This is a genomic window from Pseudomonas syringae group sp. J254-4, from assembly GCF_032586855.1.
Lineage (GTDB): Bacteria > Pseudomonadota > Gammaproteobacteria > Pseudomonadales > Pseudomonadaceae > Aquipseudomonas > Aquipseudomonas amygdali.
In genome coordinates, this window is record NZ_JAWHOO010000003.1 from 125,750 (window position 1) to 150,155 (window position 24,406).

Genomic DNA, 24,406 nt, shown 5'->3' on the forward strand with positions numbered 1-24,406 from the left:
GCGGTCCAAGCGGCGTGAGTATAGCCCAGCCGTCAACCGGTACACGGGGAATGAAAACCAAATCATGGCACCTGCTCATTAACCCGCTTTCCTGCCTTCTTGTCGGCACTTGTCACCACTACTTGAGCACAAGGTCTCAGGAACCTGTGCAGGCTATAAATAGTTAGCACTTGCTGTCCCGACCTCAAACGTAAGCTTTGTCGCCTGCTCACTCACGACAAGGCACTTCAATGCTGGATCAAACTTCGCCGGGCAAGGCATCTACCGCCCCGCATGTGCAACTTATAAAAGATAAATCACCCGGGTGGCTGCTTGACGCAGAATCGGCAACCCATGCGGCTCTGCGCAAAACCTCCGGACGCCCTTTGCAATGGCTGACGAGCGCGCGCGCATCCAGCCCGGAGCAAGTCGATAAACTTCAGCAGCTCTATGCCGAGCATCGCCAGAATGAACAAAAGGTTCGTCCGACGCTTGATCGCCTCTCTACACTGGAAGAATTTGCGACACCTCTTCTGACGGCGGCGATCAAGGACCGCTTCGGGCTGGACGTGGACGTCGCCCGAACCTCGCTGTTTCACGCCAGCCGGGCCAGGGTCGACCAGTCGTTCCTGGCGGCATCCCGAGACCCCATCACTCAAGCCAACATTGCCTTGAGGGCCGCCTGTCAGAGCCTGCTAAAGGCTGCACTGCAGAATTTCGAAACGTGGGAAACCGCGCCTGGCGCGATGGATTCGGACTCGGGCATAGAGGCTCAGGTGTTTTCCGCCTTTGAAATCATCGGTCAACAGATCGCCGGCCAGTCCTTGCCGATATCTGCAACCGGGCTCGCAGCAATGTGCCGCGAGCTGGACCTGGGCGGTAAATACCAGACCCACCTGGAGTCCGTCTTCAATGCACCTTCAACACCCGAAGAAACAGCGGACGCTGCGGCATCCAGGCTGCGCAAGGACTTCCTGAAACTTCAGTCATCGTCCATCCGGCTTCAACTGCAGATTGCCTCGCTGCAGAAACTGGTCAGCCCGCCATTGCAGGGCGCGTTACTGGATATTCTCGAAGGCAAGCAAAACGTCCGGCTTGATAACAGGCCAGTCACCTGCAGCGTGCTGTGCCTTGGGGATGTCGAACTTGACGGCCCGTTCGTTATTGGCAAAGACCGCGACATGGCAACTCAGGCAGAAAAAATTGTCGTCTACATTCCGGACGATCCGGTTGCGCCATTGAAGGAATACGACTCGGTCGAGGCGTTTATAAACTCGTTGCGCGACCGGATGTTCATCGATGGGTATCTGAATTTTTTCATGCGCTTCATACCGGCGCGCCATCGAAGTGCCTTGTTTGAAAAGCTGTCCGAGCGTCTGCACCCCAAAGTCAAGAAAGGGGGGTTCTTCGAGCGCCAGTGGCTGGAACGTGAAGCTGACCGAAACGCCCGGCTGGACCTGAGAGAAATCCCGCTGCAAGGTCTCTTGCCGGAGGCCCTGTACGATCGCAAACGGGCAGCGTTGAAGGACAATGCGCTGTTTCATGGCGTGCCAACAGCGGCGCAGGACCAGAAAACCTTCGACGAGCGTGTGCAGTACTTCAAGGACAAAGCCTTCGACGTCTTGAACATCGCCGCTTTTGTCGTTCCGGTATTGGGCGAAGTGATGATGGCCGTCACCGCCATTCAGCTGGCCCATGAGGTTTATGAAGGTATGGAGAGCTGGGCCAAAGACGAGAGACAGCAGGCGTTCGCCTACCTTTTCGATGTGGTGGAGAACATTGCCCTGATGTCGGCCCTTGGCGCTGCGATGACGGGAGCAGCAGGCATCCCGGCGATACAAGTGCCCGAGTTCGTAAACGGACTCAAACCCGTGGAATTACCGGGTGGAATGACTCGCCTCTGGAAGCCTGACCTGGCACCCTTTGCCCATGACGTCGTGCTGCCAAAGGGTCTGCATCCCGACGCCACAGGCCTGTACACCTGGCAAGACAAGCAATGGTTGCCACTTGAAGGGCGAACGTACTCGGTCAGACCTGAGCCGACCGGCGATGGTTATCTGATAGAGCACCCAGCCAACCCGCACGGCTATCAACCCGCCCTGCGCCACAATGGCGCGGGAGCATGGCTGCATGAACTTGATCGCCCGCTGGAGATGGAAGGTCTGACACTGTTTCGACGGTTGGGGTATTCCAGCGAAGCGTTTTCCGACAGCGCAGCCAGACGCATCCTGAAGGTCAGCAATACGCCTGAATCCGTGATGCGCCAGGCACTGGCTGATCAGCGCCGCCCACCGGCCTTGCTCGAAGACACAGCGCGCCGTTTCAGGCTTGATCAGGAAATTGATCGTTTCATAGAGCAGATGGAAGCCAACGATGCAGACGCAGCAGCGCCCCTCCAACTTGAACTGCTGAGCCATGACCCTGGCTGGCCGAACAATCGCGCTCTGGTGCTGGTGGATGCCCAAGGCAACACGCTCCATCGGCTCGTTGCGGCGCAGCAGTCTGGCGCTGCTGCCCCCCTCGATATGCATATTCGTGCCGATCAGCCAGATGCCCTGCGCCAGGTCCTGGAAAAACTGAACAATATCGAAATCCGGACTCTGCTCAACGAAGAGTTCGGTGCGGGTCAGCCGGGCACCGCACCGCGGCTGATCGCTTTACGCACGCAATTGGTGGCGCGTGCCCGAACAACCAGAGCCTGGTTGTTCGAATCACATTACCGCGCCCTGAAAGTCACCGATACGGACGGCGCGCAAACCCTCCAGCAGGCGTTTGCCGGCCTGCCGCCGCTGGTCGTCGAGGAATTGGCCAGCCACGCCTCGCCAGCCGAGCGGATACAACTCACTACAGAGCGCCGCGTACCGTTACGAATGGCCGAAGAAGCCAGTGCCTATTTGCAGCAAGTGCGGCTGGCACGGGCCTATGAGGGCCTTTACCTGACCTCGGTATCCAGCGCAGATACCGATTGCCTCGCCCTGCACAGCCTTGAAGCCCTTGCGCAATGGCCTTCAAACGTCAGGCTGGAGGTGCACAATCGCTTCTTTGGCGGCCAACTGCTCGACAGCATCGGGGCCCAGGAGGCTCCTGTTCGCAAGGTACTGATCAAAGATGGCAATCGTTATGAGACCCGTGACGCTGACGATCAGCACCTGCACGGGCTGGACGATCTGTATTCATCCGTACTTCACGCCCTGCCCGATGCCGAGCGCAGCCAATTGGGTTTTGCCCATACCGGCCAGGGGCAGGCGCTGGAGGCTCTGATTCAGGAAACCCCTCTGCCTCGCCAGACTCTCGCGCCACTGCTGAAAATGCAGGCGCTCAAACCCGGCTCCAAATCCCCCATGCGTCTGGCCGATGGGCGCCTTGGTTATCCCTTGAGCGGTAACGGCAGAACCGACTGGCATATGACCGATGAAAGTCTGCTGGACAAGATCCGTTTGCTGGAGCTGGAAGACGCGTTCCCCGAAGACATTCTCAGCCGCCTGCGCCACACCGGCCGGGATAATCGGGCTATCGATGAACGACTCAACAGTTTGCTGGGCGAACAAATGACGCTGCGGGCAAGTATTGACGCCTGGACCTCTGAGGTCGTGGCAATGCCCTCCATGAGTCAGGCGCATATCGATAGCCGGACGCGTATCAGTGAGGCGATCTGGAACCATTGGCGCATCAATAACCTGCCTGAAATCGGGCGAACGCTTGAGCCACTGTATCTGCAGCAGGTATCCCTGACTGACTTCCCACGACACCTGCCAGATTTTGTCTACGCGCGGGTGGGCAGACTCTATCTGGAGAATATTTCGATCGAACCCCGAGTGCGCCCGGGCGCGGAGCTTTCAACACCGGTAGCCACGGATCTACCCAGACAGTTGACCAACAGCTTCGAACTTGGACACTTTCTGCAACGCTTCCCCCACACGCGCTCACTCATTCTGGTCGGCGAACCCGGCGCCGGTGCGGATCCGGAGATATCGGCCTTCCTCAACCTGCCCCAGCAGGTGTCCAGTGTGCTGCCGCAACTTACTGAACTGGGACTGATAAACCAGAGCATTTTTCTGGATCAGGCGCAGATGGAGCACTTGCGCGATATGCCTGATCTCAGGTCGCTGAACCTCAGCGGCAACCGGCTGGTCAGCTTGCTACCCATGGACCTTGGCTGGCTGCATCTTGACCGGTTGATACTGGAACGAGTCGGCATGCACCGCTGGCCTTCCTGGCTGACGGACATAATCCCGAACAATATTCGTGAGCTGTCGGTGGCTCATAACAACCTGACCGAACTGCCGGACTGGATCCTCGACAATCCCCTCAACCCCGAGCATCAGACCCTGATCGATTTGCGCGGCAACAGCCTGTCCAGGCATACGGTGATGCACGCACGCATCAATGAGGCTGTACCCGACTGTTCGTTTCGCTTCCTCATGGACACGCCGCTCGCCGTGCAAGCCGCTATAAACATGCAATTGCGCGAAGGTGCCGAGTTATCTGCCACCCTTGATCAGTGGACACACGCCTCAAGTTCGCTGGCCATCACGAGTGAACGGACCATCGAAGCCCGCCGCGAGATCGGCAGGATACTGACTGATCACTGGCGAGCGTTCAGCCTGGGGCAAATCCACCGTCCACTGCGCCTGGAAAACCTTTCGCTGGTCGACTTTCCCCGCCAGCTGCCGGAGTTCTTCTATCGTCAGATACGCTATCTGCACCTGAGCAGAGTCACGGCCACGGGATCTGATCTGGACCAGTTGCTGCGCCGTATGACTGATCTGAACTCACTGGAAATGAACGGGTATGTCGCACCGCTGCTGCAACTGCCTCCGGCGCTGCTTGAACTTCGATCACTTCGTTCGCTATTGCTGATTGACCAGGGAATGGTGATCGAGCAAAAGCACATCGATTTCTTCAGCCGTATTCCGACGCTTGCAAGGCTGGAACTGGATGGCAACCGGATGGGTGCGATCAGCGATCTGTCTGCCCTTAGCAATACCGCGCTCAACTGGCTATCACTCAATAACGTCGGATTAACCGAATGGCCGACCTGGGTGAATGACATGATTCCAGCACATCTGGGGACGCTCCTGCTGGAGGGCAATCTGATTACTGACTTGCCGGAGCATATTCTGGCCAATCCCGGCAGCGAATCTTCGCACACGGAAATAAGCTTGCTGAACAACCCGCTTTCCGAAGACAGCATGCGTCGAGCACACTTTTCAGAAAGCTATGGACGCTCTTTCACCTTTGACATGGACCTGCCACCCGAACTCGCAGCGATGGACTGGACGGAGCAGCATGATTCGGACTCATCGATATCAGACTACGAGTCAGAAGACAGTCGGGCATCGACTCCAGAGCCAGTGACTGCCGAACCCTGGCTGGACGACAGCAGCCCGCTCATCGCCGCGCGGCGTGCGCTCTGGGAGCAACTGGAAATCAGCGACCACAACCGAAGGCTATTGGACCTGATCGGTTCGCTGCGCCACAGTGCCGACTATCGCAATACGGCCAACCGGGCAGCACTGCAGGAGCGCGTCTGGCGAGTACTCGGCGCGGTGAGTCAGGACCCTCAACTGGGAATGACCCTGAGTGCTATCGCCGAAGAACCACTCAGGCTGTTCCGTGACAACAACACCTGCCCGGACGGCATCCTGCTGGAGTTCAACCAGATGGAGGTGATGGTGTTCATTCGTCAGTCACTGCACGATGTGGTGCCGGAGCAGCGAGGTGCGCTGCTGTATCGGCTGACAACCCGGCTTTATCGCCTGTCCGAACTGGATGCTGCTGCCCGCGAACAAACCGGGAACCGCGATGAAGCCGAAGTCCGCCTGGCGTATCGCACCCACTGGGCAAGCGCGCTGGACCTGCCTGTGCCGCCGGAAGGCATGTTGTACCAGGCTCACGCCGCCATCAGGCCGGGAGAGTTCGAGACAGCCCTGCTTCGCGTGCAGGCCGGAGAGCAAGGCGAACCATTCCTGCGCTTCGCCCAGCAGCAGGATTACTGGATCAACTATCTGCGCGAAACCCATGCTGGACGGTTCGATGCACTCGAACGTATTTACAGGACTGACCTGACCCGACTCACCGACGAATTCGAACAGCGCAACATCAGTCTGGACAATCCGGAATACGAAAAACGCATTCGGGAATTTGAAGCCAGCTTCAAGGAACAGCAAACAATGCTGATAAGGGAGCTGACCAACGCCGAGGGGCTGGAGCATCATTGATGGCATGGGCCGCCTGACACACAGTGCGCCAGGCGGCCCGGCAGCGGACGTGGCAGCTTACTCGGCGCCCCGCACCTGTGCTTCCAGTTCGGCCTTGAGACCGGGCTCCAGTTTCAACTGGCGCGCCAGCTCATCGAGATAGGCGCGCTCCATGAAATGCTCTTCATCCACCAGCATGACACTGGCGATATACATTTCCGCCGCCATTTCAGGCGTGGTCGCGGCGCGAGCCACTTCTGCCGGGTCCAGCGGTTTGTTCAACTCGCCCTGAAGCCATTGCTGAAGCGCCTGATCGCTGTTCAATTTGCTGAACTCCCCCTCGATCAGTTCACGCTCACGCTCATCCACATGACCATCGGCTTTTGCAGCGGCAACCAGTGCACGCAGGATGGCCTGGCTGTGCTGCTCGGCTTCAGCCTCGGGCAAGCGATCAATGGTTTGCGGCTCACGCTGACCGACGAGGCCCTGACTGGACTGCCAGTTGTTATAGGCCTTATAGGCCAGTACGCCCAATGCCGCCAAGCCTCCGTAAGTCAGCACCTTACCGCCCATACCGCGCGAGCGTTTGCCGCGCAGAAGGCTCATGGCACCTGCAGCCAGTGCACCGCCACCGGCGCCGGACAGCAGACCGCCAAGACCGCTCTGGGAGGTCCCTTGGCCTTTGCCGCCGCCGAGCAGGCTGCCCAGACCATTGATCAATGAATCGCTGCCCGAAGACTGCTTGCCGGATTTGCCGTTAGCCTTGTCCTGCAACATGCTTTGCCCGGATTTGAGCAACTGATCGAGTAAGCCACGCGTATTCACAGAAAGCCTCCTACAAGGTTTGTCAGATGAGTCATTGACCAACAAGTTGACAGGAAGTCACTGACTCAAGATTACCGGTGTGCTTCCGGATGTTACGATTCCCGACCAGCCCCATTCATCCAGTCATTCCCGATATCAGCGAAACACGTGCAACGCGCGGCTCTGATAAGGGGTCAATAGTGGAGCAGCCGGTACGAAAAGCAGTTAAAAAGACTGCTCGTCCAGATTGATCAACCTTAAGTACACCCATATGAACGCAAGACGCATACCGTCAGGAGCTTGCCTGAAGTGATATCGCCCACTGGTTTCCCGACAGCTAACGGCACGGCTGCCGGGATTATCCGATCAAAGGACTGGAGCCAGACACCACTCGGACCCATCGAGCGTTGGCCGGTATCGCTGAAAAACACCCTGAATCTGATTCTGAACTCGCCGGAATCGATGTATCTGCTCTGGGGACCGGAGCTGGTGTTTTTCCACAATGATGCTTATACCCCCATCCTCGGCCCGCGTAAGGATAACGCCATTGGCGCGCTTATTCCGGACCTCTGGGCTGATGTGTGGGATCAGGTCGCGCCACTGGTCATTGATGCATACGCCGGCAAGCCCTGCCATTACAAGGACATGCCGCTGAGCATGGCGCGCTATGGAGAGGTGGAGCAGACATGGTGGTCATTCTCCTTCTCGCCGGTGATCGACGAGCAAGGGATGATCGTTGGCATGTTTTGCATCACCAACGAAACCACCGAGCATGTCCTCAGTCAGCAAGCGTTGCAGGACAGTGAGCGCAAACGCCTGAAACTGATCGACGATCTGGTAAATCTGGAACGACGGCAGACCGCCAGGCTGGCGCAGCGGACCCTGGAGCTGGATACATTCTGGGAGATTTCCCCGGACCCGCTGGCGATACTCGATTTCAACGGCATTTTCCTGCGGGTGAACCCGGCCTGGACAGTGCTGTTGGGCCGCACTGAACAAGAGCTTCTGGGCAGTTCGATCATGAGCCTGTTGCATCCAGATGATGTCCGTAATACCGAGGATGCCCTGCAACACGCCATCAATCATGTTTTGCCGCTGTTCGAGAATCGCTACCTGCATGTGGACGGGACCTATCACTGGTTCGGCTGGACCGCTGCGCCAGGCAATGGAATCATTTTTGCGCTGGGCAAGCACCTGACCCATGAGAAAGATCGCATCGAAGCATTGCGTATTGCCGAAGAAGCACTGATTCAGGCCCAGAAAATGGAAGCGGTCGGACAGTTGACCGGCGGTTTGGCCCATGACTTCAACAACCTGCTGATGGGCGTGACCGGCAACATGGAGTTGCTCCTGTCGAGGATCAGACAAGAGCGCTTCACGGAGCTGGATCGCTATATCAATGCAGCACTGGAAGGCTCAAGACGCGCAGCCTCCCTGACGCACCGCCTGCTGGCATTCTCGCGCCGTCAGACACTGGCCCCCAAGGCGACGGATATCGACCTTTTGGTGGCGGGCATGGATGAACTGATCCGGCGTACCGTGGGCCCTGCCATCGATATGCAGGTCATTGCGTCACGAGGGCTGTGGTCGACCCTGGTGGACCCGCATCAGTTGGAAAACTCGCTGCTCAATTTATGTATCAACGCCAAGGACGCCATGCCCGACGGCGGGCAGCTGCTGATTCAGACCGGCAACCGTCATCTGAATGCAGCCGCAGCGGCGAGGTATCAGTTGCCCGCAGGTCGTTACGTGGAGTTATGCGTCAGCGATACAGGCACGGGCATGGACAAAGATGTCATGGCACGGGCCTTCGATCCGTTCTTCACCACCAAACCGTTAGGCATGGGGACGGGCCTCGGGCTGTCGATGATTTACGGCTTTGCACGGCAGTCCGGAGGCGGCGTCAACATCACCTCAAACGTCGGAGAAGGCTCGAAAGTCTGCATCCTGCTGCCGATGCATGAAGGTGAGCCTGAAGCGGTGGCACTTGAAGACAACCCTCTACAAGTGCCCGCACCTGGCATCAGCGATGAAACCATTCTGGTCGTTGATGACGAGCCCGCTGTGCGTCTGCTGATTGCCGAGTTGCTTGAAGACCTTGGCTATACCATTTTGCAGGCCGAGCGAGGCGCCGATGCTCTGACCATTCTGCAGTCAAAAGCGGCCATCGACCTGTTGATTACCGATGTCGGTCTGCCCGGCGGCATGAACGGTCGCCAGGTCGCAGACGCCGCCCGGGATGTTCGGCCCGACCTGAAAATACTGTTTGTGACCGGCTACGCTGAAAACGCGGCGCTGGCCCACGATACGCTAGAACCTGGCATGCATGTACTGCCCAAGCCTTTTGCCATTGCCGAACTGATCGGACGCGTCACTGAACTGCTGGAAGGCGAATAAAAATGAGCGCCCTGCGGCGCTCACTTATTTGCTACTTCCTTCCGTAAACCGAACGGGCATCAATCCCGCAGATCAGACTCATGAATCGGCTGATCCCGATGTGTGGCGCGTTGGTACTGTGCAGGCCAGGTCGCCAGACGCCCGCCCAGGTCTTCATCGGCACGCAGCGGCCAGTACGGATCACGCAGCAGCTCACGCGCAAGCAGGATGATATCGGCCTGCCCGGTGCGCAAAATATGCTCTGCCTGGGCCGGATCAGTGATCATTCCTACCGTCCCTGTAGCGATTTCGGACTCTTTGCGAACCCGTTCGGCAAAACGCGTCTGATAGCCTGGGCCAACCGGAATTTCCGCGTTGGCTGACGTGCCGCCCGACGACACATCGATCAGGTCGGTACCCAGCGCCTTCAGACGGCGCGCCAACTCTACCGTTTCATCGGCGTTCCAGCCGTCTTCCACCCAGTCGGTGGCGGACACGCGAACGAACAACGGCAGCTCTTCAGGCCACACTGCGCGCACCGCTTCGGTGACTTGCAGCGTCAGGCGAATGCGGTTCTCGAATGAACCACCATATTGGTCGGTGCGCTGGTTGCTCAATGGCGACAGGAACTGGTGCAGCAGATAGCCGTGGGCAGCGTGAACTTCTACCACCTTGAAGCCCGCGGTCAGCGCGCGCCGTGCGGAATCGACAAACGCCTTGATCAGCTCCTGAATCTGCGTTTCGCTCAGTTGCACAGGCGCCGTGTGCTGCGGATCAAAAGCAATTGCCGAAGGCCCGACCGGAGTCCAGCCACCTTCATTGAGGGAAATGCTGCCGTGCTTGCCAAGCCACGGGCGCCAGGTGCTGGCCTTGCGACCTGCGTGCGCCAGCTGGATGCCAGCCACCGCACCCTGAGCATTGATAAAGCGGGTAATACGTTGTAGCGGCTCGATCTGTTCGTCGTTCCACAGCCCCAGGTCTTCGGGGGTGATGCGGCCGTCCGGCGTCACCGCCATCGCTTCAGTGATGACCAGGCCGGCGCCGCCAACCGCTCGGCTTCCCAGATGAACCAGATGCCAGTCGTTGGCCAGGCCGTCGACACTGGAATACTGGCACATCGGCGAGACTGCAATACGGTTGCGAAGGGTCAATTGGCGCAGGGTGTAGGGTTCAAGCAGCAGGCTCATGGCAACCTCTCGTAATGAAAATTCAGGTGTCCAGGCACCGTTCATTCAATGAACAGGTTTTGCAGACAGTCTGTTGTCGACAACCCGATAGCGAGAGGGGTTCCTGCTGATTGTCAGCGTGGCGCGATGTGCACCACCATCAACTGCACGGTTTCGTTGCCACGAAACTCGTTGAGGTCAAGTTTGTAGGCCAGTTCGACCCAGCGAATGTTGGGGTTGGGCCAGATGTCACGGTCGACGCCGAACGCAATGCCATCGAGCTTGACGCTGCCGCACTCGGTCTTGAGCACCATTTTCAAATGACGCTCGCCCACCACCCGTTGTTCAACCAGTTGAAACACGCCATGGAACAACGGCTCGGGGAAGTGCTGCCCCCAGGGACCGGCATTGCGCAGTGCGCGGGCCAGTTCCAGATGAAACTCCTCGACGGCCAGCGAACCGTCAGACAGCAGACGTCCGGTCAGGTCCTGCTCGTCGAGCTGACGACGCACTTCCAGGTCGAACGCTTCGGCAAACGCCGGGAAATTCTCTTCGGGCAGCGAGAGACCTGCCGCCATGGCGTGCCCGCCGAACTTGCTGATCAGATGTGGATGACTGGCAGCCACAGCATCCAGCGCATCGCGAATGTGAAACCCCGGCACCGAGCGAGCCGAGCCTTTGAGCACGCCCTCCCCGGCACTGGCGAATGCGATGGTGGGTCGGTGGTAGCGCTCCTTGAGGCGCGAGGCCAGGATACCGATGACACCCTGATGCCATTCGGCATCGAACAGGCACAGGCCGAACGGCATGGACTCCAGCGGCAGGTCCTTGAGCTGCGCGAGCGCTTCGCGCTGCATGCCTTGCTCGATGGATTTGCGATCCTGGTTCAATTCGTCCAGTTGCACGGCCATTTCTCGCGCCAGTGTCGGGTCGTCGCAGAGCAGGCACTCAATGCCCAGGCTCATGTCGTCCAGGCGCCCCGCCGCGTTCAAGCGTGGTCCGAGAATGAACCCCAGGTCAGTGGAGGTGATGCGCGAAGGTTCACGCCGTGCGACTTCCAGAATGGCGCGTAGCCCCGGACGGGCACGCCCGGCACGGATACGCATCAGGCCCTGATGGACCAGAATGCGGTTGTTGGCGTCCAGCGGCACGACATCGGCCACGCTGCCCAGCGCGACCAGGTCCAGAAGCTCACCCAGATTGGGCTGGGCACGCTGGTTGCTCTCGAACCAGCCGGTGTCACGCAAACGCGCACGCAAGGCCATCAACACATAGAAAATAACCCCGACACCGGCCAGCGATTTGCTGGGAAAGGTACAGCCTGGCTGGTTGGGGTTGACGATGGCGTCTGCCGCCGGAAGCTCGTGACCCGGCAAATGGTGATCGGTGACCAGTACCTGCAAGCCTGCCGCCTTGGCAGCGGCCACGCCTTCGACGCTCGAAATGCCGTTATCCACAGTGATCAATAACTGAGGTTCGCGCTGCAACGCCACTTCGACGATTTCCGGCGTCAGGCCATAACCGTACTCAAAACGGTTAGGCACCAGATAATCGACGTGTGCCGCGCCCAGCAGGCGCAGCCCCAGAACACCCACGGTGCTGGCAGTCGCGCCATCGGCATCGAAATCACCGACAATCAGCATGCGCTGGCCTTCGCGCAGCGCCGTTACCAGCAGGTCTACCGCAGCATCGATACCCTTGAGTTGCTGATAAGGGATCAACCGCGCCAGGCTTTTGTCCAGCTCGGCCTCGCAGGCCACGCCCCTTGCGGCATAAAGACGAGTGAGCAAGGGCGGCAGGTCGCCGAGAAACGGCAAGGTATCGGGCAATAGACGAGGTTCGATGCGCATGCGGGTCAGCTGATTCTCTTTGCAGTGTCGATGAATGTTTTTTCGATCGGAACCGGCGGCTGTCAGCCGCGTTCGCCCGCAAGCCATTGCAACTGGACTTCATGCTGGCCGCGGTCGTCGGTGACGAACACCGTTCCTTCACTGATCATCACATCCCACTTGATGACCCGCGGCATATCCTTGGCCAGCACTTCCAGCACGTCCTGCGGGACGGCGGCAATATTGACGTTTTTCAGGTTCTTGATCGCCGGGATGACCTTGCCTTCCCAAACACGCAAGCTGCCGTAGGCCAGCAGGCTGGTGCGTTCGGTGCGACGCGAGCACCAGGTCAGGCGGTCGGCATCCGGCTGCCCGACTTCGATCCAGTGCAAAACCCGATCATCCAGGCTTTTTTCCCACAGTGCGGGTTCGTCCACATCAGACAGGCCGCGACCGAACGACAATTGTTCGTTGTACCAGAAGGCATAGGCCAGCAGGCGCACGGTCATGCGTTCTTCGGTTTCCGAAGGATGGCGGGCAATGGTCTGTTTGACGCTCTCATACACTCCGCGATCGAGGTCGGTGAGGTTGAGTTCGAATTTGTAGGTCGTGGACGGCTGGGCCATGAACGGGCTTCTAGAGTCTGGAGGTAAGACCGCAAGTCTAACCGATGCCGGGCCTGTGAACGAACTTGCTCGCGCAGGGGATGTAATTGCTCCGACTTGCAGGCTATACAAAAATCGATAGCCTGAAACAAAATTCTGATACAGATTGGCTTTATAGACGATCTGCTCCGAGTACCTGGATCCCGGCAAGGGACTGCCGAAGCACTTGAATGTGACGCCACAGGCGCAGCGCCACTCAAAGAGCTGCCACCCTACTCCAGTTTGCTGAATCTTTTTCGAGGATGAAACCAGCGAATGTCCCTTCCTGCCTCGTACTGCACAACGGCTCGATTGATGCTCGCCCTATCGCTGGCAGCCCTGTCATGCGCCAGCCAGGCAAGAGAGACACTGACCTGGCTGATGCGCGACATACCGCCTTCGACGATCTTTTCCGGGGTCATGCGCGGGCAAGGTGCCATTGATCAGCTCATGCCTTTGTTAACGGCACGAATGCCCGAATACGATCACGTGCTGATGCGCGTCAACCGTGCCAGGGGCCTGCAGATGCTTAACGACGGCACGTCTCTGAGTTGTGATCCCACCATGCTGTGGACTGAGGAGCGAGCCAGAACCCTGCTTTTCTCCATACCGATCGGAGCCATATTCAGCAGCGGCCTCATTGTACGCAAGGAAGACATGTCGACGTTCGAGCCGTATGTCGAGGATGGAAAAATCGACTTCGCGGCGCTGATGGCCAGCCGGACGATCAAATTGGGCATAGTTGCTGAGCGCAGCTATGGAGAACTGATCGACCATACGCTGCAAGCTGTCGACGAAGAGGCGCTGGTGCTCCATTACGGTAACGATGCCACCGGCAGCCTTCTGCAAATGGAACGCCTGGGGCGCCTGCAAGCCTTTATCAGTTTCTGGCCGGAAGCGCGCTATCAGGCCATGCAACAAGGCATAAGGCCGGATGAACTGGCCTTCTTGCCGATCAAAGGCAACCCGGCCTATCAATTCGTCTATATCAGTTGCAGCGACTCACCTGAAGGCAAAAAAGCCCTCGCACAGATCAACCGCGAGATGCGTGTGTTGCGCGAAAGCAGCTTGATGGGCTTTTACGCGCAGTGGCTGGACCCCGAGCAACGGGCAAGCTACCTGGAAGACGTCAAGGCGCTGTTCGAGAAGAACTGACCACACAAAAGAAACCCCGGGCAGAGGGGGAGCCTGCTCGGGGTAAACATGACCATGATGGTCAGTACGCCAACCTTTGATCACCGGAGCACAATGATCAAACCTGACGTAATGGATAGGAGTGCGACGAGCGCGTCAGGTTCCGACATCGTTGACGCGAGTCAGATAACTGTTAAGCAACTGTTAAGCAAAAGACGGAGTGCCGACAAACGTTCGGCTGATTGCAGCATTGCGCATCGCGGCAATGACGCAGGGTTCGATTCGACCTTCGGCGACCATCAAATCCCGGCGCAGGCCGTCTACCACGTCGGTGAGCTGACGCTTGTCGCTCAGTTGGTCAGCGCCGAATGTACGCTCGATCACACAGACGCCCGCTTTATCCTTAAGCGTCACCAGACGTTCGCCCCGAGTACCCGCCGGGCCAATACTGGCCTGATAAGGAGCCAGCGCTTCGCTTAGCAGTAAGCTGATATTTTCCATCCGGATCACCACTCAACAGTTTGAATGCAAAGGTGCTAACCAATGACCGTCGGCGACAGCAGAAAGTTCTTTCTATCGCCTGATCACAGCACCGGTCTGTCATTTCGAGCATGCCTGTTGAATGTGACAAGGAAAAAACCGGAGGCCGATGGCGACGGGAAGTGGGCTTGTAGGAAAACTCAACATAATTCCGCTACACGTCCTACAAGGTGCCTATGCTATTGATCACTGCGTTAAACAATCCCGTCGTCTGTAATACCAATCAGCCTTTTTGATGGAGCCACATCTTGAGCGATTCCACTGATCGCCCGTTGCGCGTCATCGTGGCTGACGACCACCCTATTTTTCTCATCGGCCTGCGTGTCGTACTGGAACAGGACGATCTGGCTAGCGTCGTCGCCGAAGCCTGTAATCCGGACGAACTGTTACAGGTACTCGCGCGCCACACCTGCGATGTGCTGGTGACTGATTTCATGATGCCGGTCGAGTTGCAGAACGACGGCCTGCGCCTGTTGCAGCGTATCCACCGGGATTTTCCGGCATTGCCAGTGATCGTTGTAACGACACTGAGCAATGCCGGACTTTTCCAGTCCATGCTGGACCTTAACGTGCGCGGCCTGTTGAGCAAGGCCAGCCTTGCCGGAGAACTGCCTGCGGCCATCAGGGGCGTTCAGCGCGGTGAGTTTTTTGTCGCTGATTCCGTGCGCAGGGTGCTGAGGGAAGCCCGTCAGTACGGCCCTGACGCGCTGTCGCCAGCAGAAAAGCTGTCGCCAAGAGAGCTGGAGGTGTTACGCCTGCTCTCGGCGGGTCATACCGTCGGCCAGATCGCTGCGCAGCTCAATCGCAGCAAACAGACTGTCAGCGCACAGAAAGTCGCGGCCATGCGCAAGCTCGGTCTGACCAACGACGCCGCGCTGTTCATTTACTTGCAGGAAAGCGGCATGTCCTGAGGCTGGCCGTCTGTCAGCATGGCCTGCAGATGAGACTCGCGCTCGACGGCCCAGCGCACGAACTCTGATGCGGGCATCGGACGCGCAATGAAATATCCCTGAATGGCCGGGTTGCCCAATGCCAGCAGGCTATGAAAGTCGTCAATCGTTTCGACCCCCTCCACCACTACCGACATGGACAACCTCTGCGCCATGAGCATGGCTCCAGCCACCACTGCAGACTTGCGCGCATCGTCGGCCATGCCACGCACAAATTCGGTCGGTATCTTCAACTCGCTGAAGGGCAACTGCAGGAGCCTGTCGATATTCGAAGCCCCCATGCCAAAGTCATCAATAGACAATTTGCAGCCCTGCATGCACAACCGCAGCAGGCCCTCCATCTGCCAGGTTTCCGGGCGGGCAGCGTCCTGTTCGAGAATCTCCAGGGTCAGTGCGGTTGCTGGCACGCCATGACGGGCCAGCGCCTGCATGATCTGCCCGGCGAAATCCGCCTGTTGCAGCACTTGTGGGTCGATATTGACCGCAACCGAGAGCACTTCGCCCTGCTCGCGCATGAACTGTGCAGAGAACAGCAGGGCCTGATCCAGCACACGCCAGGTCAACGCAACCGTCAGCGCCTCAGCTTCGATGGCTTCCATGAATCGTCCGGGAGCCAGCAAGCCATGCGTGGGGTGCTGCCAGCGGACCAGCGCCTCGACACCCAACAACTTGCCCTGCAGACTGACCTTGGGTTGAAAATAGGCAATCCACTGCTCGGCAACAGACGCAACGTCTATGGGCATATTGTCTTTTGGATCAAACAACTCCACGGCAGACAGTGCCCCGAACGCACGCTTTACCGGTGACTGTGGCGCACTCCCGGCACGGCCTGGCCCGTAGGCCTCAAGCAGGTCATGGAGTACAGCGGCCGAAGCAGGTTTTTGCACATACCCCAACACGTCCAAACCCTGGCTGAGCGCCAGCTGCGCAACACCTTCCAGCACGCAGGCAGCTGAACTGCTGACAATGATCAGCGCCCTCGCCAACCCGTTTTCGGCCATAAAGCGGATCAGCTCAAGGCCGTCGGGGCCGTCCATCTGCAGGTCACAGATAGCAATGTCGACAGGACCACGGCTTTGCAGGGAAAGCCTGGCAACCTCAACGCTCTCGGCAGCCAGCACATCGAAGACCTGATTGGCGTTGAGCATCTGGTGCAGAGCCATCAATTGGAACGGATGGTCTTCGAGAATCAGAACCTTGAGTGAGTGCACGGTCACGCCTACGGGAGTCAGAGCCAGCGGCTCAGGGGAACACTTACTGTAGCTCCTCCCGAACGCATGCCCCATAGGACATGTCCTAAACCCGGTAGCGATAACAGAATTTTTTACGCAAGTCTCAATCGCGAGCCGCCGCAATGTCGGGCACTGCCACCAATTGCAACTCGATATCAGCGCGCAGGCCGGTCATCGCAGCTTCCAGCGCCAACCAGCGCTCATGCACACTGGCCACACACTCAAGCCGCACACTTTCATCGAGCGCCGCGCACGCCTTGGCCAACGGCACTGCGTCAACCAGACTCGCCGCGCCCTTGAGCCGATGCAGGCAAGCGCTCAAGGCGTTCCAGTCATTTGCCAGCACCGCAGGCTCCAGCAAGGCGTGTTCATGCCTGAGGTTCTTCCATAACTCGCCCAACAACCGTTGCATCTGTTGCGGGTTGGCCCGGGTCATGTTTTGCAGCGTGCTGATGTCGAACGTCGGCTCACGTACCCGATCCGCCAGCTCCTGGGCCAGACGCGCCAGGGAAAGCGGCTTGATCAGCAGACCGTCCATCCCCGCCTGCTCACACCGTGCAGCCTCGTCGCTCATTGCGTTAGCGGTACAGCCAATGACCGGGCAGCGCCGGCGCTGCTCTTTCTCTTCGATCTGTCGAATGGCTTCGGTCAATGCATAACCGCTGATACCCGGCATGTTGCAGTCGGTGATGACCGCATCGAACGGCTCTTCGCACCACCTCGACAGCGCAGCCTCGCCATCTTCGACAGCCACCACCTGATGGCCAAGAAACTCCAGCTGGCGGGTCAACACCAGCCGGTTGGCCGACATGTCATCGACCACCAACAAGCGAAGGCTGCGCGTATCCACAGGTGCATCCGGGACATCGCTGGAGGGCGAAACCGGCTCGCTTACCCTGACCAGCGGAAAATCGATGTTGACCAGCGTACCCTCGCCCGGCTCGCTGTAGAGGCTGATGTCGCCCTTCATCAACTCCACCAGTTGCCGGGTGATGCTCAGTCCCAGCCCGCTCCCGCCGTAATGTGCGGCAGTGTCATCGCTGGCCTGAGTGAAGGGCTGGAATATCTGCTGTTGACGCTCGGGATCGATACCTTCGCCACTGTCCTGGATACCGATGCGTACACGCGATGAGTCATCCAGCGCCGTCACACTCACGACGACCGCCCCTTGCCGAGTGAATTTCAGGGCGTTGCCCAAGACGTTATGCAACACCTGACGCAACCTCAGCGGGTCAAGCCAGTAATCGCCCTGAGCCTGTTCGGAGAATTCCAGTCGAAGTTCCAGGCCCTTTTCCCGAGCCTGCGCTGAAAAAAGCTCGATGACGCCTTCGAAAAGAGCCTGCAAGGGTGTGACCGTCAATGACAACTGCATGCCGCCCGCTTCGATTCTGGCCAGATCAAGACTTTCGCCAATCAGTGCCACCAGCTCCGTAGCCGAGCGATGGGCGACCTGCAAGCCTTGGGACGGTGCCTGCCCCTCGCGTAAAGCGTGTGCGCATTCCAGCTCGAGCAAACCGATGATTGCCCCCATTGGCGTGCGAATTTCATGGCTCATGCTGGCCAGGAAGATACTTTTCGCCTCGTTGGCCTGAGCCGCCAGACGCATTGCTTCCTGGAGCTGCTGCTCAAGCTGCTTGCGCTCGGTGATATCGACCCAGCCGCCCAGCAAACCCTGCAACTGCCCGTCGGCGGCGAAGAAAGGCACCGTCCATTGCCAGACGTCCATGCGTCTTCCGGACAGTTCGATGGTGCGATCGGAAAAGACCGGCTGGTGATTTTCCAGCAAATTCAGGTAATCGGTATGCATCTGTTCGGCCAATGCATGCGGTATCAGGTTGACATCGGTAAGGCGTCGGCCATTCATCTGCTCGAAACTGATGCCCAGGCTCTGCTCGTAGCTACGGTTGCAGGAAATCAGTCGCCCCTTGAGATCGCGTACATAAATCGGATTGGGGATACCATCGAACAAGGCGTGCTTGAAGGCCAGCTGGTCATTGAGCTGCCTTTCGGCCTTGAGACGCTGGCGAATCTGCACCTTGAGCCGACTGCTCCAGACCAGCGACACCAGCCCGGTGAGTAACGCCAGGGCCAGTATCCAGAATACCCACTGCGGTATACGCCCCCAGAGCGAAGGCTGAGGCAGTGCCGAGCCCAGCCACTTCAAACGGATCGAGCGCAACTCGGCCACCGGGAACTCCTCCAGCGCCTTATTCAGAATGCCCAGCAGTTCGGGCTGGGTCTTGATCACCGAAAACCTGTCGGGTGACCATTGTCCATCGACACTGCGGGCGACCTTCAGTTGCCCGGCCGGGAACAGGTAGGCACCTACTTCATTCTGAATGGTCGCGTCGGCAACACCGCTTTCCACCAGGGCTCGGGCCTGGTCGTAGGTGTCCACCAGACGCAGCTGGATCAAGGGGTGCTCGCGCCTGATCAGGTCCTCGAGCGCATGCCGGGCAGGCAGTGCCAGCACTTTACCGGCCAGACTGTCCAGCGATACTCGGGATGAGCGCTCGGAGCGCACCACGAACATCCAGCTATTGCCTCCGAACGAATAGGTAAAGTCCAGAAACCGCCGCCGCTCGGCATTTTCTGCAAGCGAGGTGTTCATCTCGGCAAGACCGACACGCAGCATTTCAATGCTCTGCTGCGTGGAAGGCACTTCCTGATGGACAAACTGCAACCCGGTCATGCGTGAGATACGGGACAGCACATCTGCGTTCAGCCCCACCCATTGGCCATTCTTGTCTTTGTAGATGTACGGCGGATGCTGTGTGGTGGCGATGGTCACGCTCGGGTGCTTGAGCAGCCAGCGCCGCTCGGCACCGGTAAGGCGAATGCGTTGTCCCTCCACGTCAGCGCCCAGCCCCATGGTCCAGCGGCCGAGCACTTCACGACCGATCGACGGTTCAATGCTGTCCAGCGCCCGATTGATGAAGGTCAGCAAGCGCTGCTCATCGTCACGCACTGCAAAAGAAAACCCTACCGGAGGCAACCGGCTTTCGAACTTGATCTGCAATCCGAGATAAGGACGCAGGGCGGTGTAGGCCCGGACAATGACTTCGTTGCCGATAAAAGCGTCGACCTCGCCTTGGCTCAGGGCCTCCAGAGCACTGTAGAGGTTAGGCGCGATAATCAGCTCGCTATCAGGATAAACGCGGTGAGCGACGTCCGAGTCGGCATAGCCATCAAGCAGCACAACCTTCTTGCCGGCCAGGCTTGGCGGCGGGCTCAGATCGTTGCCACGACCGACGACAACAGATCGGTCAGGCATGTATTCGGTTGAGAACGACAGTCCTTTCACGCCCCGCTCAAAGCCATTGGCGCTGGTCAGCAGGTCTATCTTGCCGTCGCGCAATGCCTCGATGGCCTCGTCACGCCTGGCAAACCCGGTCACCTGCACCGGAATGTTCAACTGGTCGCTGACCAACCCCAGATAGTCGGCACTGATGCCCTGATAACGGTTGCGGTCACTGGTGATATCAATCGGCTCGTAGTCGGCAATCGCAATACCGACCCGAAGCACCTTGCGTTGGTCGAGCCAGGCACGATCCTGATCTGCCAGGGCCAGATCCGCTGAAGCCACGAAAGGGGCTGTCAGGGTAAACGGCAAGCTTTGCGCCGCATCGACCGCCCCGACAAAAACCAGTGCCAACCACATGCATGCCATGCGCCATGCGCGGCCTCTCAATGTGCTGTCTGCCTCCCTGACTACGCTTTGCATGCTTGCCTGCTTCACTACAAATGACCCAACTCTATGGTTCGAAAACCAGCGAAGTTTGGCACGTAGAAACAGAAAGGCCCGCCAAGTGGCGGGCCTAAAGTTGTTACACGACGCTTCTGTCAGAGCGGTTTGCCGCGATTGCCATGCTGGCTGACAAACGCCTGTATGGCTTTCAGGTCATTTGGCAGCACAGTGCAGCGCTCGTCACGCTCGAACAAATCAGACAAATGTGCAGGTAGCTCAAGCGCTTTTCCTACACCGGCCTTCTCCACTGCCTCCGGAAACTTGACCGGATGCGCGGTACCCAGAATCACCATTGGCGTGTCCAGGCTGCGACGGCATTCGCGAGCAGCCTTCACCCCGATAGCGGTATGCGGATCAAGCAGTTCGCCGGTGCTGGCAAACACTTCAGCAATGGTCGTGCAAGTGTCCTCGTCGCTGACCGCCAGCGAATCGAACAGCTTGCGGGTTTCAGTCCAGCGCTCTTCTTCGACACTGAAACCGCCACCCTGCCTGAACGTGCTCATCAACTCGGCAATGGCAGAGCCGTTGCGACCGTGCATATCGAACAACAGGCGTTCGAAGTTCGACGACACCATGATGTCCATGGAAGGCGACAACGTCGCGTGCAGGGTTTCCTTGACGTACTGATTGCCGCTCATGAAGCGGTGCAGAATGTCGTTGCGGTTGGTGGCGACGATCAGTTGATTGACCGGCAGCCCCATGTTGCGTGCCAGGTAACCGGCAAAGATGTCGCCGAAGTTGCCGGTCGGAACCGAGAACGATACCGAACGTGCTGGCCCGCCCAACTGCAGCGATGCATGGAAGTAGTAGACGATCTGGGCCATGATTCGCGCCCAGTTGATCGAGTTGACGGCGACCAGACGAGTGCCCTTGAGGAAGCCTTGATCGGCGAAGCTGGCCTTGACCATTTCCTGGCAGTCGTCGAAGTTGCCTTCTACTGCAATGTTGTGGATGTTGTCGCCAAAGATGGTGGTCATCTGCCGGCGCTGGACATCCGATACCCGATTGTTCGGGTGCAGAATGAAGATATCGACGTTGTCACAGCGACGGCAGCCTTCGATGGCTGCAGAGCCGGTGTCACCCGAGGTAGCGCCGATGATCACCACACGCTCGCCACGCTTGGCCAGCACGTAGTCCAGCAAGCGACCGAGCAATTGCAGCGCGAAGTCCTTGAACGCCAGGGTAGGACCGTGGAACAGCTCAAGTACCCACTCGTTGCCATTCAACTGACGCAACGGTGCCACAGCACTGTGGGCGAAGACACCGTAGGTCTCTTCAAGAATTTTCTTGAAATCGGCATCCGGGATGCTGCCAGCCACAAAGGGGCGCATCACCCGGAAGGCCAGTTCGTGATACGGCAGACCGGCCCAGGAAGCGATCTCTTCCTGAGTGAAGCGTGGCAGGTTTTCCGGCACATACAGACCGCCGTCGCTGGCCAGACCAGTCAACAGCACGTCTTCGAAGTTCAGGGCCGGCGCCTGGCCGCGAGTACTGATATAGCGCATGGGATCAAACCTTTGGTTTGAGCTGAAAGCCTCAAGCCTCAAGCTCAAAACGACTGGCGTCTGACTTTGAGCTTGCAGCTGACGGCTCGCAGCTGATGTTAATTAAGATGTTCTACGCGAATACGAACCACCGGGCCAACCACGTCCTGAAGAGCTTCCAGGGCCTGAATGGCGTCATTGATGCGCTGCTCCACAACACGGTGCGTCAACAGGATCATCGGCACCAGGCCATCGTGCTCTTCGACTTCCTTTTGCATGATCGACTCTATGTTGATACCGCGCTCGGACAGGATGCTCGCCACCTGGGCCAGCACGCCCGGGTGATCCTTGGCCTGGATGCGCAGGTAGTAGGCGCTTTCACAGGCTTCGATCGGCAGAATCGGGTGCGCGGACAGCGAATCGGGCTGGAAGGCCAGATGCGGCACGCGGTTTTCCGGGTCGGAGGTCATTGCCCGCACCACGTCCACCAGATCGGCCACCACGGAGGAAGCCGTAGGCTCCATACCGGCACCGGCACCGTAGAACAGCGTCGAGCCGGACGCATCGCCATTGACCATCACCGCGTTCATCACGCCGTTGACGTTGGCAATAAGACGATCGGCCGGGATCAGCGTCGGGTGTACGCGAAGTTCGATACCCTGGGCCGTGCTGCGTGCAACGCCCAGGTGCTTGATGCGATAGCCCAGCGCCTCGGCGTAATTCACGTCGGCGGTGGTCAGTTTGGTGATGCCTTCGGTGTAGGCCTTGTCGAACTGCAGCGGGATGCCGAAGGCAATGGAGGCCAGAATGGTCAGCTTGTGCGCTGCATCGATACCCTCAACGTCGAAGGTCGGATCGGCCTCGGCATAACCCAGCGCCTGGGCTTCGGCCAGAACGTCCGGAAAGGTACGGCCCTTCTCGCGCATTTCGGTGAGGATGAAGTTGCCAGTGCCGTTGATAATGCCTGCAACCCAATTGATACGGTTTGCAGACAGCCCCTCACGGATGGCCTTGATGACCGGGATGCCGCCAGCGACAGCCGCCTCAAAGGCTACGATTACACCCTTTTCACGTGCCTTGGCGAAAATCTCGTTGCCGTGAACTGCGATCAGCGCCTTGTTGGCGGTCACTACGTGCTTGCCATGCTCGATGGCCTTGAGCACCAGATCACGGGCGATGGTGTAACCACCGATCAGTTCAACAACGATGTCGATTTCAGGGTTGGTCGCAACGGCAAACACATCACTGGTAGTAGGCGTACCGGCAATCTGGCAGTTGGGGTTTGGTGTACGAACCGCAATTTGCGCAACTTCGATTCCTCGCCCGGCACGGCGGGCGATCTCCTCGGCGTTACGCTGAAGTACGTTGAAGGTACCGCCACCGACAGTACCCAGCCCACATATGCCTACTTTGACCGGTTTCACTGATGAACTCCCCGAAAGACAGCCGATGCTTGATCAGCCGTGAAATCCGCCGCACGTTGCCATGCGGCTACAAATGTGAAGAGGCGCCAAAAGCACAGCCTCGTGTAGCGCATGCTTATATGAAGCATGCTGATGTGACAAAGCGTTATTTGGCGCCCATTGCCAGTTTGGCAACCTGAGCAGCAGGCTGATAGCCCGGAATCACCTGACCGTCGGCGAGGACAATCGCCGGGGTGCCGTTGACGCCGATCGACTGACCCAGCTCATATTGCTTGCTCACCGGATTGTCGCACTTGGCGGCCTTGATGTCCTTGCCGTCTACCATGCGGTCCATGGCACTTTTACGGTCCTTGGAACACCACACGGCCTGCAACTGCTCGTCACCCGGAGAACCCAGGCCCTGGCGCGGGAATGCCATGTAACGGACTTCAACGCCCATTTTGTTCAACTGCCCGACTTCTTCGTGCAGTTTGTGGCAATAAGGGCAGGTAGTGTCGGTGAATACCGTGATGTGCGATTTGGTCTCGCCCACCGCCGGGTAGATCACCATTTCGGAAAGCGGAATGGCATTGATGGTCTTGGCAATGGCCAGTCGCTCGGTCTTCTCGGTCAGGTTGACCGGCTTGCCGTTCTGCACCTGAAACAGGTAGCCCTGAACCACGAACTGGCCGTCGGCGCTGGCGTAAAGCACGCGACCGCCCTTGAGCTTCACTTCATAAAGGCCATTGAGCGGGCTCGGCGAGATGCTCTCGACCGGCAACTGCAATTCCAGCGAATCGAGGGTCTTGCGGATGGCCTGATCAGGGGCAGCATCAGCCAGGGCAGACATACTGAATGTGCCGGCCAGCAGTAAAGCGGCGGCAGCGAAAATCTGGGGCAAACGCATGGAAACTCCT

At 58.5% G+C, this 24,406-nt stretch carries 14 protein-coding genes; 4 read left to right on the plus strand and 10 right to left on the minus strand.

The annotated features are described in order from the left end of the window. The first annotated feature begins 230 nt into the window (after positions 1 to 230). Complete coding sequence (locus RYB09_RS05670) at positions 231 to 6,200, plus strand: NEL domain-containing protein (RefSeq protein ID WP_316887629.1); 5,970 nt, start codon at positions 231 to 233, stop codon at positions 6,198 to 6,200. A 57-nt stretch (positions 6,201 to 6,257) separates the two neighbouring features. Here RYB09_RS05670 and RYB09_RS05675 read toward each other — a convergent pair whose 3' ends face one another. Continuing rightward, positions 6,258 to 7,004 (minus strand): tellurite resistance TerB family protein, encoded by a 747-nt coding sequence (locus tag RYB09_RS05675; RefSeq protein ID WP_057403261.1) that lies wholly within the window; start codon positions 7,002 to 7,004, stop codon positions 6,258 to 6,260. A 288-nt stretch (positions 7,005 to 7,292) separates the two neighbouring features. Here RYB09_RS05675 and RYB09_RS05680 point away from each other — a divergent pair, with 288 nt between their 5' ends. Then, entirely contained in the window at positions 7,293 to 9,380 is a 2,088-nt protein-coding gene (locus RYB09_RS05680) for a PAS domain-containing sensor histidine kinase (protein WP_058399627.1), read from the plus strand. 59 nt (positions 9,381 to 9,439) lie between these two features. Here RYB09_RS05680 and RYB09_RS05685 read toward each other — a convergent pair whose 3' ends face one another. The 3 genes from RYB09_RS05685 to RYB09_RS05695 form a co-directional block, all read right to left on the minus strand. Continuing rightward, positions 9,440 to 10,546, minus strand: coding sequence for an NADH:flavin oxidoreductase/NADH oxidase (locus tag RYB09_RS05685; protein ID WP_058399626.1), 1,107 nt, complete (start codon positions 10,544 to 10,546; stop codon positions 9,440 to 9,442). 113 nt (positions 10,547 to 10,659) lie between these two features. Continuing rightward, positions 10,660 to 12,375 (minus strand): single-stranded-DNA-specific exonuclease RecJ, encoded by a 1,716-nt coding sequence (recJ, locus tag RYB09_RS05690; protein WP_004666049.1) that lies wholly within the window; start codon positions 12,373 to 12,375, stop codon positions 10,660 to 10,662. Positions 12,376 to 12,437: 62 nt separating this feature from the next. Further along, positions 12,438 to 12,980, minus strand: coding sequence for a YaeQ family protein (locus RYB09_RS05695; protein WP_002554774.1), 543 nt, complete (start codon positions 12,978 to 12,980; stop codon positions 12,438 to 12,440). Positions 12,981 to 13,313: 333 nt separating this feature from the next. Between RYB09_RS05695 and RYB09_RS05700 the strand changes: the two genes are divergently transcribed. Further along, entirely contained in the window at positions 13,314 to 14,153 is an 840-nt protein-coding gene (locus tag RYB09_RS05700) for a TIGR02285 family protein (RefSeq protein WP_058399625.1), read from the plus strand. Positions 14,154 to 14,336: 183 nt separating this feature from the next. On the opposite strand, the gene RYB09_RS05705 is transcribed toward RYB09_RS05700, so the two are convergent. Next, positions 14,337 to 14,633: a DUF3509 domain-containing protein gene (locus RYB09_RS05705; protein WP_005743386.1), complete on the minus strand. Its 297-nt coding sequence runs from the start codon at positions 14,631 to 14,633 to the stop codon at positions 14,337 to 14,339. Between the two features lie 287 nt (positions 14,634 to 14,920). Here RYB09_RS05705 and RYB09_RS05710 point away from each other — a divergent pair, with 287 nt between their 5' ends. Further along, positions 14,921 to 15,583 (plus strand): response regulator transcription factor, encoded by a 663-nt coding sequence (locus RYB09_RS05710; RefSeq protein WP_316887630.1) that lies wholly within the window; start codon positions 14,921 to 14,923, stop codon positions 15,581 to 15,583. Here RYB09_RS05710 and RYB09_RS05715 read toward each other — a convergent pair. From RYB09_RS05715 to dsbC, 5 genes are all read right to left on the minus strand, one after another. Next, entirely contained in the window at positions 15,556 to 16,785 is a 1,230-nt protein-coding gene (locus RYB09_RS05715) for an EAL domain-containing protein (RefSeq protein ID WP_230018823.1), read from the minus strand. The genes RYB09_RS05710 and RYB09_RS05715 overlap by 28 nt on opposite strands. 172 nt (positions 16,786 to 16,957) lie before the next feature. Next, positions 16,958 to 20,515 (minus strand): ATP-binding protein, encoded by a 3,558-nt coding sequence (locus RYB09_RS05720; protein WP_316887670.1) that lies wholly within the window; start codon positions 20,513 to 20,515, stop codon positions 16,958 to 16,960. A gap of 182 nt (positions 20,516 to 20,697) precedes the next feature. Beyond that, the gene (gene thrC, locus RYB09_RS05725) at positions 20,698 to 22,107 is read right to left on the minus strand and encodes a threonine synthase (RefSeq protein WP_002552528.1); all 1,410 of its coding nucleotides are present in this window, start codon (positions 22,105 to 22,107) and stop codon (positions 20,698 to 20,700) included. A gap of 98 nt (positions 22,108 to 22,205) precedes the next feature. Then, on the minus strand, positions 22,206 to 23,510 hold the full coding sequence (locus tag RYB09_RS05730; protein WP_002552527.1) for a homoserine dehydrogenase: 1,305 nt from the start codon (positions 23,508 to 23,510) through the stop codon (positions 22,206 to 22,208). 145 nt (positions 23,511 to 23,655) lie between these two features. Continuing rightward, entirely contained in the window at positions 23,656 to 24,396 is a 741-nt protein-coding gene (gene dsbC, locus RYB09_RS05735) for a bifunctional protein-disulfide isomerase/oxidoreductase DsbC (RefSeq protein WP_002552526.1), read from the minus strand. Positions 24,397 to 24,406: the final 10 nt, after the last annotated feature.

Bases quoted from the DNA above. Each gene is read 5' to 3' on its own strand.
- RYB09_RS05670 (WP_316887629.1), top strand. From the start codon at position 231: ATGCTGGATCAAACTTCGCCGGGCAAGGCATCTACCGCCCCGCATGTG.
- RYB09_RS05685 (WP_058399626.1), bottom strand. From the start codon at position 10,546: ATGAGCCTGCTGCTTGAACCCTACACCCTGCGCCAATTGACCCTTCGC.
- recJ (WP_004666049.1), bottom strand. From the start codon at position 12,375: ATGCGCATCGAACCTCGTCTATTGCCCGATACCTTGCCGTTTCTCGGC.
- RYB09_RS05695 (WP_002554774.1), bottom strand. From the start codon at position 12,980: ATGGCCCAGCCGTCCACGACCTACAAATTCGAACTCAACCTCACCGAC.
- RYB09_RS05700 (WP_058399625.1), top strand. From the start codon at position 13,314: ATGCTCGCCCTATCGCTGGCAGCCCTGTCATGCGCCAGCCAGGCAAGA.
- RYB09_RS05705 (WP_005743386.1), bottom strand. From the start codon at position 14,633: ATGGAAAATATCAGCTTACTGCTAAGCGAAGCGCTGGCTCCTTATCAG.
- RYB09_RS05715 (WP_230018823.1), bottom strand. From the start codon at position 16,785: ATGGCTCTGCACCAGATGCTCAACGCCAATCAGGTCTTCGATGTGCTG.
- RYB09_RS05720 (WP_316887670.1), bottom strand. From the start codon at position 20,515: ATGTGGTTGGCACTGGTTTTTGTCGGGGCGGTCGATGCGGCGCAAAGC.
- thrC (WP_002552528.1), bottom strand. From the start codon at position 22,107: ATGCGCTATATCAGTACTCGCGGCCAGGCGCCGGCCCTGAACTTCGAA.
- dsbC (WP_002552526.1), bottom strand. From the start codon at position 24,396: ATGCGTTTGCCCCAGATTTTCGCTGCCGCCGCTTTACTGCTGGCCGGC.